Below are 10,169 nucleotides of genomic sequence, written 5' to 3'. Positions count from 1 at the left end.
TCGACAAGGACCCGCGGCTGCCCTCCCAGAAGAAGGTTCCGCGCGGGCGCCGGCGTCCCGACCCGCTCGCAGATGTCTGGGACAGCGAGATTGTCCCGCTGCTCCAAGCCGCCCCGAGCCTGCGCCCCGTAGCCCTCTTCGAGGAGATCATCCGCCGCCATCCCGAGCTCGGCACCGGCATTCGCCGCACTTTGGAGCGCCGCGTCCGCGCCTGGCGTGCCCTGCACGGTCCCGAGCAGGAGGTCATCTTCCGTCAGGTGCACGAGCCCGGACGCATGGGCCTGTCCGACTTCACCGACATGGCCGATCTGGCCGTCACGGTGGCCGGCCAGCCGCTCGAGCACCGGCTCTATCACTTCCGGCTTGCCTATTCCGGCTTCGAGCATGCCCACGTGGTGCTCGGCGGCGAAAGCTATGTCGCACTCGCCGAGGGGCTGCAGAATGCCCTCTGGGCCTTGGGTGGCGCTCCCCGTGAACACCGCAGCGACAGTCTCTCGGCCGCCTTCCGCAACCTGGATCGCGACGCTCGCGAGGACCTGACCCGGCGCTATGATGCCCTGTGCACCCATTACGGTATGGAGCCGAGCCGCAACAACACCGGCATCGCCCACGAGAACGGCTCCATCGAGAGCGTGCACGGTCATCTCAAGAAGGGGATCGAGGATGCCCTGCTGCTGCGCGGCTCACGCGACTTCACCGATCTTTGTGCCTACCGCCGCCTCATTGATGAGATCATCGGGCGCCGCAATGCCCGCAATATCGCGCGTATCGAGGTCGAGCGCGCTGCCCTTCAGGAGTTGCCGGATCGACGCACCGCCGATTACGAGGACGCCATCGTCACGGTGACCTCGACCAGCGGCTTCGTCCTGCGCAAGGTGTTCTACAGCGTGCCCTCGCGCTTGATCGGCCACCGGCTGCGCGTGAGGCTGTATGACGATCGCCTCGAGGTCTATCTCGGCGGCACACACCAGATGACGCTGCCGCGCGGGCGGGCTCATTCCAACGGCCGGCACGGTCATGTGGTCGATTACCGGCACGTGATCCACTCGCTGCGGCGCAAGCCCATGGCCCTGATGGGGCTGGTCTACCGTGACCAGCTCTTTCCCCGGCAAGCCTATGCCCGTGCGTTCGAGGTGATGATCAAGAAGCTGCCGGCCCGAACCGCCTGCCGTACTATGGTCGATCTGCTCGCCTTAGCGCACGAGCGCGCCTGCGAGGCCGAACTCGCCGCGCGCCTCGACGAGGATCTCGCGTCCGGGCGGCTGCCGGATCTCAAGAGCTTGCGCGTGCTCTTCAGTCCGGATGCCGGTGCGGTGCCTGATATTGTGGTCTCTCATGTGCCGCTCAGTGCCTACGAGGAGCTTGCCCGCGTGGATCAGGGAGAGGTCGCATGACGAGCCCTGATGCCATTGATGCCGGTCGCCTGACCCTGGCGCTCAACGACCTGCGGCTGCCGGCGATCAAGACGATCTGGCCGGACTTTGCCGCCCGCGCCGACAAGGAGGGCTGGCCGGCGGCCCGCTTCCTGGCGGCCCTGGCCGAACACGAGATGGCCGAGCGTGCCAGCCGGCGCATCCAGCGCCATCTCGACGAGGCCCGGCTGCCGCCCGGCAAGACCCTCGACAGCTTCGACTTCGAGGCGGTGCCGATGATCAGCAAGGCGCAGGTGATGGCGCTGGCGGCCGGGGACAGCTGGCTCGAGAAGGGCGCCAATCTTTTGATGTTCGGCCCGCCGGGCGGGGGCAAATCACACCTGGCAGCGGCTCTGGGCCTGGCCCTGGTGGAGAACGGCTGGCGGGTGCTGTTCACCCGCACCACCGATCTGGTGCAGAAGCTGCAGAGCGCGCGGCGGGATCTGCAGTTGGAGGCGGCGATTGCCAAACTCGACAAGTACCACCTGCTGATCCTCGATGACCTTGCCTATGTCAGCAAGGATCAGGCAGAGACCAGCGTCATCTTTGAACTCATCGGCGCCCGGTACGAGCGTCGCTCGCTCTTGATAACGGCCAATCAGCCCTTCGGCGAATGGGGAAAGATCTTTCCGGATCAAGCGATGACGCTCGCCGCGGTGGATCGCTTGGTGCACCATGCCACCATCTTCGAGATGAATGTCGAGAGCTATCGCCGCAGAGCCGCCATTGAGCGTAAACGCGGTCCAGGCCGTCCGCCGACCCGCGCGACAATCAAAACCTCATCCTGATTGACGCTCGCAACGACAATCAAGAAAGCGCTTGCATCTCTGTCGCGGCGCGACAATCATCGTCCTGCCGCGACAGCCAATCACCCGATCCTGATCGTCGCGCTCTCCATCCAGATTGTCGCGCTATATTGAGCGCCTCCTCGACCGGCGCGGTGAGCCAGGTCGCGTACTCCTCCGGGGTCGTGAGGGTCACCGGCATCGCATTCGAGTGGGCCGGCGCGACGACGGCGTGAGGTTCCGAGGTGAGGAAGGAACAGAGCAGGTTCTCGCCCTCGACCGGCTCGGCCTTGGTGACGGGCACGCCCATTCACAGCCGCCAGATGCCGGCGGGCAGTATTGGCCGGGAATGGCATGGCGAGGTCTTTGCTCGGACGCCCAACAGGCCGCTACGCTAAGATCCCGTTACGAGCTCGCTCACCTTTACAATAAGGCCTTGGCAGACCCTAGAACAATGGCGCCGGTGGCTGATTTGCACGACGCCCCTCCGCCACAAGCCAAGTCCCAAACCGCTCCGCCGCGGGATGACTGGCAAGTGAGGGACGTAGGTAGGTGAAGCGGCTCGCAAGAGGCTTGAAGCCCCATGGCGCGATCAGCCGGCCATTTTCGATGTCGGCCTGCGCGAAGGCCCAAGCCGTCACTGCAACACCAAGGCCGCTTGCGACCGCTTCCAGCATATAGGAGTTGTGCTCGAAGGAACGCTCAGCTGATGGCGGCGGGAGTTTGAGGCCAGCATCTACGGCCCATTGGTCCCACCCCTGGGGGAAGGTCTCGCTATGCAGCCGCGGCAGGCGAAGGATCTGCATCGGCGCGTCCCTTGCTGTCTCAAAAAGGGCCGGCGACAACACAGGGCCATATGCATGGTCGAGAAAGGGCGTCGCTTGTACCCCAGGCGGGGCGGCACTCCTGTGCAGCCGGATTGCGGCCTGAACGCCGCCCCGGCCGAACTCCGGCGGTCCGCTGTCTTCAAGGATCCTGACCTGAACCTCCGGGTTCGCCTCGACAAAATGCGCCAAGCGCGGGATGAGCCACTTCATCGCGAAGGTGCCAGGTGACGAGATGACGAGTTCCTCGCGCGCGGCGGCTCCGGGCAGGCCCGCGGAGATCTGGTCGAACGCCGCTGAAAGACTGGCGGCGAGTTCACGCCCCGCCGGTGTCAAAGAGAGGTTGTGCCGCGGCCCTGTCAGCAGTTTGGCGCCTAACTGTTGTTCGAGTGCCTTGATCTGACGACTCACGGCGCCATGCGTCACGGACAGTTCCTCGGCCGCGCGCACCATCGAACCGGCCCGGGCGAACGCCTCGAAAGCCTGCAGACCTTTCAGCGAAGGAAGGCGACGTCTGCCCATGTGACTCCAGCTCACAGCCTGAGGCGGCTTAATCGATTGCCGGGCCACCGGCAAGGACAATAGAACTCGTGATCATGCGCGCCGTCTCATCAGGGGAACTCGGTTCATGGCCAGCTTTGTTGAACGCTTTACCGATCTCGCCACTCATCGATCGCCGCTCTGCTTGGGCCTTGACCCGTCGGAGGACACGCTGACGATGTGGGGGCTCGAGAATGATGTCGAGGGTCTGCGCAGGTTCTGCGGACGCGTCTTGGAGGCGGCGGGCGACCTTGTCGCGGTCGTCAAACCACAGATGGGGTTCTTCGAACGCCTTGGTCCTGAAGGCTTGAAGGAACTCGCTGTCGTGACGGCGCAGATCCGAAGCCAGGGTTCGCTCTGCCTGATCGACGCCAAGCGAGGCGACGTCGCCGGAACGATGACGGGTTATGCGGCCGCCATGCTCGGCGCTGGGAGCGGCTTCGGAGGGGACGCAGTGACGGTCAGCGCCTATCTCGGCTTCGGAGCGCTGCTCCCGGTGTTCAACCGCGCGATTACCGTGGGGGCGGGCGTGTTCGTGGTGGTGTATTCCTCGAACCCGGAAGGGCGTCTGCTCCAGGATGCTCGTCATTCGGATGGCCGCACCGTGGCGGAAGCCCTGGCCGACGACATCACCGCCTTCAACGCGACCCATGGGGCCGGCATCGGTGTGCTGGGCGCCGTGGTTGGTGCAACGATTGACCCGGCGGCGACGGCTATCATCGATCGTCTGCCGCAATCTCTGATCCTCGCACCCGGCGTCGGAGCGCAGGGAGCTCAAATGGCGGAGGTGGGTCCTAAGTTTCGCAGCGCACAAGGACGGGTCCTCCCTTCGGTATCTCGCGCGATCCTTCGCCACGGTCCAAGTCCTGTCGCCCTGCGCGATGCGATCGAGCGTTACCGCGAGGCGGCTTGGTCAGCGTGGGATGCCGGGTCTTCCCTGGCGGCGTCGCGAGGGCATGCGCGCAAGCGGTTGTTCGTGGATGAACAGTTGCCCGGCTGTTCGCGCCAGCAAGGACGGCTTTCAAATCATCGCGTATGACGGGGTTCACTTCCGTGTCAGGAGAATAGAGGCGATGCCAATGGATGAAATCCCGGCTCTCCTGCCGCGCACGCCAGGCCACCAGTTCGTCCTTTATGGCGACGCCTGCTCCGGCGTGCGCGGTGCTCCGCATGAGGCGACCTTCGCCTCCGTCAACGCAGTGATCCAGCGGCTCCAGCCGCAGCCGGAGTTCATCCTCTTCCCGGGCGACGAGATCATCGGCCTCACGGCAGACGCTGACGCGCTGCGGGCGCAATGGCGGCACTGGCTCGACCATGAGATGAGCTGGCTCGACCACCGCGCCATCCCGCTCTGGCACACCACCGGAAATCATACAGCCTACGACGTGATGAGCGAGGACGTGTTCCGCGAGGTGCTTGACCTGCCCCGGAACGGACCGTCCGGGCAGGAGGGGCTGTCCTACTGGGTCCGTCGGGGCGACCTGCTGCTGGTCTTCGTCCATACCCTCTGGACCGGGTTGGGCGGGGAGGGCCACGTCGAGACCGCGTGGCTTGAGAGCGTGCTGCGCCAGCACGCGGACGCCCGGCACAAGATGGTTCTGGGCCACCATCCCGTCTTTCCCGTCAACGGCTTCTCGGGTCCCTACCAACGCGAGATCGGGCCAGAGCACGCCAGCCGCTTCTGGGACATCCTGGTGGAGGCGAACGTGCTCGCCTACCTGTGCAGCCACATCCTAGCCTTCGACGTGCAGGTGCACCGGGGCGTGCTCCAGATCTGCACCGCAGGAGCGGGAACGGCCCATCGCATGCCCGAAGGCGTCGAGTATCTCCACTGCGTCCAGGCGGCTCTCGATGATCGCGGTTTGCGCTATCAGGTCCTCGACACGGACGGGATCGCGCGTGAGCGCCTGGAGTGGCCCATGGCACCGCTCTCCGGCGATCGCTGGCGGGACCTTGCCAGAGGCGAGGGAGAGCCACCCCTCACCGGACGACTTGGCCAGTGCCGCAGAGTCGAGTTCCGCTTCCGGGGCCGAACGGCAGCCGACACCGTCAGTTCAGCGCAGACCTTTCTCTCCGCTTTTTCGCCCGGAAGCATCGCCCCGGTCTGGATCGGGCTGCAGGGACCGGGGCAAACCCTCACCCTGATCATGGGACGAGAGCCGGGCCGGAGCCCGCACTACTGGATCGGTCCCAGCATTCCGGCCGGCCAGGACTTCGACATTCATCTCGCCATAGGCCCCGATATGGGACCGGGCGGTGTCCTGTATCGGCCTTGGGATGAGGAGCGATGGACCTCGCTATCGGCGGCATCCCCGACAGGGCTGGAGACGCTGCTTTGGCCGGACCGGTGGAGCGTCGGGCATGGGCAGCATGGCGGCGAGGACCGGCCTTTCGCCGGACCGGAGCTGACGGTTTCGTTCGCCGTCGGCTAAAGGTTCGGCGAGTTGGTGACGGCACGAAGGATACTTCAATGCGCTCAGACGTCATGGACGAGGTGGCGACGATCCTGCGGCACGCCGCTGCCGAGGCCATCCTGCCGCGCTACCGGAAGCTGCTGGAAGGCGACGTTGAGGAGAAGACACCTGGCGAGGTCGTCACGGTCGCCGATCGCGAGGCCGAGCAGATCATCAGCCCCGGGCTGGCGGCGCTTCTGCCTGGATCCCGCGTCGTTGGCGAGGAGGCCGTCGCCGAGAATCCGTCGCTGATGGACGGGCTCGACGAAGGTCGTGTCTGGCTGGTCGACCCGCTCGACGGGACCGCCAACTTCGTGGCAGGCTCGACTGCCTTCTCTGTGATGGTCGCGCTCCTGCAAGATGGCCGGACGACGGCCTCGTGGCTGCTGGACCCGGTCAGCGGCCAGCTGTCGGTCGCTTCCCGCGGCGATGGAGCCTTCATCGACGGCGTGCGGGTTCGTACGCCGACGGCATCCCTGTCCGCCTCGGAATGCCGCGGCTCCGTGCTCACGCGGTTCCTGCCGGAGGAGCTCAAGGAGCAGGTAGCGGTACGATCGTCCGGGCTCGCTGACGTGCTGCCAGGAGCCAAGTGCGCCGGCGTCGACTATCCCTCGATCATCCGGGGCTCTCAGAACTTCCTGATGTTCTGGCGTCTCCTGCCCTGGGATCATGCCCCCGGCGCGTTCCTCGTCGAAGAGGCCGGAGGGCATGTCGCCCGCCTCGACGGATCGGAGTACCGGCCCTCGGACCAACGCCCCGGCCTGCTCGTTGGCCAGAACCGCGAGGTCTGGGATGTCGTCCGGAGCACGCTCCTGAAACGCTGAGGCGGGTGAGCTGATTGAGCGGGACCTTTCAGGAGGGATCAGGGCTTTTCAAGGTACCGCGCATAAACTGTCACTTGCACGCTCCGGCCTGGAATCGAGCGGCCCGCACGACCCGTCCGGCTCACGACGCCAGCGCCTCGCGCCGGATCTTCAGGGGCTGTGCCGGGACGTAGACGAGCCTGCGGTGCCAGTCGCACCAACTCGATCCTTCGGGCGTTGGGCCTCCGCACCAGACGGCGCTGCGAAGGTCCTCCGAGACGATGTAGCGGCACTGCCGCGTTCCGAGCTTGATGAGCTTCGTGCGTTGTTTTGGGTCGGGCTCTTGCATGACGGGCACCTATGGCACGGCGGGGCGGATCAACGGAAGTCCCTCGTCGCAGTCCAGATGGCAGGGGCTTCGACGCGCTCCTCCGAGGGTTCAGCGACCGCGACGACGAGAAGGTCCGCCAGTGAAGCCCGACTGGAATCGAAAGCCTGCAATGCTGCGAGTCTTGCCGTGGGAACCGGTTCGTCATTGGGCGTGTTCGCCTCTCACGAGCCCGAGTGAATTGCACAGCGAGTCGCCATGTCGGAGACAAACAACCGTGGACGTTCCATCCCCGCGCCCCTGACGTTCTCGCAGCGCGAGAGCATCCATATGCTGGGTGTCGCCTTGCGAAAGCTTTACAAGAGCTATCTCAAGGAGCCGCCGCCTGAGCGGTTCCTTCCCCTGATCGCCAAGCTCAATGACGCCGACCGGAGATCCTTTTCGGCCAACGACGTATGAATCTGATCCACGACCCGGATGGCTTGCGCACGCCTATCCAAACGCCTCGCCGACAACTGCGGTGAGCTGCGCCGAACGATAGGGCTTGGCCAGGAAGCGGCCATGATCAGGGATGTCGGTATTCCGAAGTGTTGTGTGCCCTGACGTGACGAAAGGCCGGATGTGCGGCCAACGTTCGGCGACCAAGGCAACCAGGGCCATACCATCCATCGAGCCTGGCATGTGAATGTCCGTAAACAGCGCCGCGATTTCATGTGCGCGGGTTTCCAGAAGCTTGAGGGCCACATCGGCGTTGCCAGCCTCCAGAACCTCGAATCCAGCTTCTTCCAGCATGTCGACCGCATTCATGCGGATAATCGGCTCGTCCTCGACGACAAGGACGAAGCGCGGGGCAGGGTCAGTCTCAGTCATGACCCGCACAAAGCCTATCCCTGCGGGAAGGTTCCATGCTCATGCGGCGGTCTCCTGAACGGAGGAGGCGGCTAGACTGTCAAGCGGAGCCGTGATGGTGCACACCACGCCGGCGGGCTCGTAGCTGAGCGTCACGTCGCCGCCGATGTCGCCCGCCAGGCCGCGGGTGATCAGGCGCGAGCCAAATCCATTGCGCTGGGGCTCGGCCACCCTCGGACCGCCGTGTTCCGACCAGCGCAAGGCCAAGCACGCCGGCGTGGTCTCAGTCACTGTCCAGACCAAGTCGACATAACCCTGCTCATTGGACAACGCCCCGTATTTGACAGCATTGGTGGCGAGCTCGTGCAGGATCAGGGCCAGGGACAAGGCCGCTTGCGGGCTGAGGCGCACGCGCGGGCCTCGGATGCGCAAGCGCTCCGGCTCCGAAGCGCGGTGAGCCTCGAGCACCGCGTGGGCCAGCGTTCCGATCTCGGCCTCCTCCGAACTCTTGGTGATGAGCAGGTCCTGGGCCTTGCCCAGCGCGACCAGCCGCGCCGCGAGGGTCTCGCGGGCGACCTCCATGGACGGAGCGTTGCGCAGGGTGTGGGAGGCGATTGCTTGGACCATCGTCAGCACGTTCTTGAGCCGGTGGCCAAGCTCGTGATGGACCATCTCCAATTCCTGCTCCGCCCGCTTGCGGGCAGTGATGTCGAGCATCGCGCCGATCATGCGTACCGGACGCCCTGCCGCATCCCGCACCATGTACCCGCGGTCATACACGGTCGCGTAGTGGCCGGAAGCACACCGGAAGCGATACTCATGGCTCCATTCTTCGCCGCCCCCTGCGATCGCCGAGCGAATGTCGTCCTCAACCCTTTGACGGTCATCAGGATGAATGTGAGCGAACCACCATTCGCCACTCGGCTCGATCTCGTGGGGAGTGTAGCCATAGGCGGTGTAGAGGGCTTCATTCCACTGGACATGGTTGCGCACGAGGTCCCAGTCCCAGATGGCGTCGTTGGTGGCGCGGGTGACGAGGCTGTAGCGCTCGACCGTCTCGCGCAAGGTGGCTTCGGCCTGCCTGTGATCCGTCACGTCCCGTGAGATCGCCAGCAGCCTGTCCGGCCGGCCGTCGGAACCAGCGATCGGCGTGACCTGCACGTCCCACCAGCGCGGCGTGCCCTTCAGGGTCTTGGCCAAGCCGCTGAAGCGCCCGGTGCCGCCAGTCATGGCGGCCGACATGGCTTCCCCAGCTGCGGCGGCCCCGTCTCCCTCCCAGAGGCTTGCCCAGAGGAGGCTCCGGATGGCCTCGGCGTCTTCGGCCTCCATTCCCCGCAGCCCAGCCTCATTCATGAACTCGATCTGGCCCGCGAGATCGAGGACTGTGATCGTGTCGCCCGAACTCTCCAGTACGCCGCGTAGGAAGGCTTCGCTCTGGCGGGTCTTCTCCTCGGCCAGCCTCTGCTCGGTGCGGTCGCGCAGGATCTTGAGGTAGCCTTCGATCACGCCACTGGCTTCGTCGACGAGTGGCATCAGGGAGCCATTGGCCCAGAAGCGCTCGCCGCCCTTTCTGACGTGCCAGCGCTCGTCAGACGCCCGGCCATAATCGCGGGCGATTGCCATCTCCTGGGCCGGAACTTCCGCATCCTGATCCTCAGGGGTGAAGAACAGGCTGGCGTTCTGCCCCAGCACCTCGGCCTCGGACCAGCCCAGCACCTGCTCGGCTCCGCTGTTCCAGCTGGTGATGCAGCCGTCGAGATCGAGGGTGATGATGGCGTAGTCGGTCGCGCTCTCAAGCAGGCTCTCAAGGAAGCGCTCGCGGTCCGATTGGAGCAGCTTACGAAGCAAACGGGTCGGCATTGGGGTTCACGGATGACGGAGCTTTGGATGGTTGTGGTTCGGCGCCGTCGATCCCGACGACGTCCTTACTCTCCTGGACCTGCAGCAGCCTCAGTGCCGCGCGGACGACCTCGCTGTTGTTCTGGTAGCGGCCCGAGGCGACACGCCCGGCGACGAAGCGTTCGAGTTCAGGGGTGAGCGAGACATTCATGGATTTGCGAATCGGCATGGAACAAACCATGGCCATACCGGCAGTCCTGTGTCAAAGACTGCTACAGCCCGGTGGGTGCAGAATTGTCGCAGGGCCTCATCCCCGGTCACAGGCAGCATGCTCAG

12 protein-coding genes are annotated in these 10,169 nt (G+C 65.2%); 6 read left to right on the top strand and 6 right to left on the bottom strand.

The genetic code is table 11. From position 1 onward, the window contains the following. Together istA and istB are read left to right on the top strand one after the other, a co-directional pair. Positions 1 to 1,394 (top strand): IS21 family transposase (gene istA, locus OC446_RS18435; protein ID WP_262030484.1); only part of this gene is annotated, 1,394 nt, incomplete at its 5' end. Next, positions 1,391 to 2,200, top strand: a complete 810-nt coding sequence (istB, locus tag OC446_RS18430; protein ID WP_262030483.1) for an IS21-like element helper ATPase IstB — start codon at positions 1,391 to 1,393, stop codon at positions 2,198 to 2,200. The genes istA and istB, both read left to right, overlap by 4 nt. Positions 2,201 to 2,219: 19 nt before the next feature. Here istB and OC446_RS18425 read toward each other — a convergent pair whose 3' ends face one another. Both OC446_RS18425 and OC446_RS18420 read right to left on the bottom strand, forming a co-directional pair. After that, a complete protein-coding gene (locus tag OC446_RS18425; protein ID WP_262030482.1) occupies positions 2,220 to 2,507 on the bottom strand; it encodes a hypothetical protein in 288 nt (95 codons plus the stop codon). 136 nt (positions 2,508 to 2,643) lie between these two features. Next, positions 2,644 to 3,543, bottom strand: a complete 900-nt coding sequence (locus tag OC446_RS18420) for a LysR substrate-binding domain-containing protein (RefSeq protein WP_262030481.1) — start codon at positions 3,541 to 3,543, stop codon at positions 2,644 to 2,646. Positions 3,544 to 3,649: 106 nt separating this feature from the next. Between OC446_RS18420 and pyrF the strand changes: the two genes are divergently transcribed. The 3 genes from pyrF to OC446_RS18405 are packed head-to-tail and all read left to right on the top strand — an operon-like array spanning position 3,650 to position 6,838. After that, positions 3,650 to 4,600, top strand: a complete 951-nt coding sequence (gene pyrF / locus OC446_RS18415) for an orotidine-5'-phosphate decarboxylase (RefSeq protein WP_262030480.1) — start codon at positions 3,650 to 3,652, stop codon at positions 4,598 to 4,600. Between the two features lie 34 nt (positions 4,601 to 4,634). Then, positions 4,635 to 5,993, top strand: a complete 1,359-nt coding sequence (locus tag OC446_RS18410) for a metallophosphoesterase family protein (RefSeq protein WP_262030479.1) — start codon at positions 4,635 to 4,637, stop codon at positions 5,991 to 5,993. Between the two features lie 38 nt (positions 5,994 to 6,031). After that, on the top strand, positions 6,032 to 6,838 hold the full coding sequence (locus OC446_RS18405) for an inositol monophosphatase family protein (protein ID WP_262030478.1): 807 nt from the start codon (positions 6,032 to 6,034) through the stop codon (positions 6,836 to 6,838). Between the two features lie 121 nt (positions 6,839 to 6,959). On the opposite strand, the gene OC446_RS18400 is transcribed toward OC446_RS18405, so the two are convergent. Then, positions 6,960 to 7,166 carry a GcrA family cell cycle regulator gene (locus tag OC446_RS18400; RefSeq protein ID WP_262030477.1) on the bottom strand — a complete coding sequence of 69 codons (207 nt, stop codon included), beginning with the start codon at positions 7,164 to 7,166 and terminating at the stop codon, positions 6,960 to 6,962. Between the two features lie 237 nt (positions 7,167 to 7,403). On the opposite strand from OC446_RS18400, the gene OC446_RS18395 reads away from it, so the two are divergent. After that, positions 7,404 to 7,604, top strand: coding sequence for a NepR family anti-sigma factor (locus OC446_RS18395; protein ID WP_262030476.1), 201 nt, complete (start codon positions 7,404 to 7,406; stop codon positions 7,602 to 7,604). A gap of 33 nt (positions 7,605 to 7,637) precedes the next feature. Here the strand turns inward: OC446_RS18395 and OC446_RS18390 are convergent, their stop codons facing one another. Genes OC446_RS18390 through OC446_RS18380 form a run of 3 tightly spaced genes read right to left on the bottom strand, consistent with a single transcriptional unit; the run spans position 7,638 to position 10,062 of the window. Beyond that, complete coding sequence (locus OC446_RS18390; RefSeq protein ID WP_410055093.1) at positions 7,638 to 8,015, bottom strand: response regulator; 378 nt, start codon at positions 8,013 to 8,015, stop codon at positions 7,638 to 7,640. Between the two features lie 39 nt (positions 8,016 to 8,054). Continuing rightward, positions 8,055 to 9,854, bottom strand: coding sequence for a PAS domain S-box protein (locus OC446_RS18385; protein ID WP_262030474.1), 1,800 nt, complete (start codon positions 9,852 to 9,854; stop codon positions 8,055 to 8,057). Next, entirely contained in the window at positions 9,832 to 10,062 is a 231-nt protein-coding gene (locus tag OC446_RS18380) for a type II toxin-antitoxin system ParD family antitoxin (protein ID WP_262030473.1), read from the bottom strand. The genes OC446_RS18385 and OC446_RS18380 overlap by 23 nt, the downstream gene beginning before the upstream one ends. Positions 10,063 to 10,169 lie beyond the last annotated feature (107 nt).

This window comes from Microvirga sp. Mcv34 (assembly GCF_024519725.1).
In the GTDB taxonomy this organism is placed as follows: Bacteria; Pseudomonadota; Alphaproteobacteria; order Rhizobiales; family Beijerinckiaceae; genus Microvirga.
The sequence above is the reverse complement of the archived record's forward strand: the minus strand, read 5'-3'. Positions and strand labels throughout refer to the sequence as shown.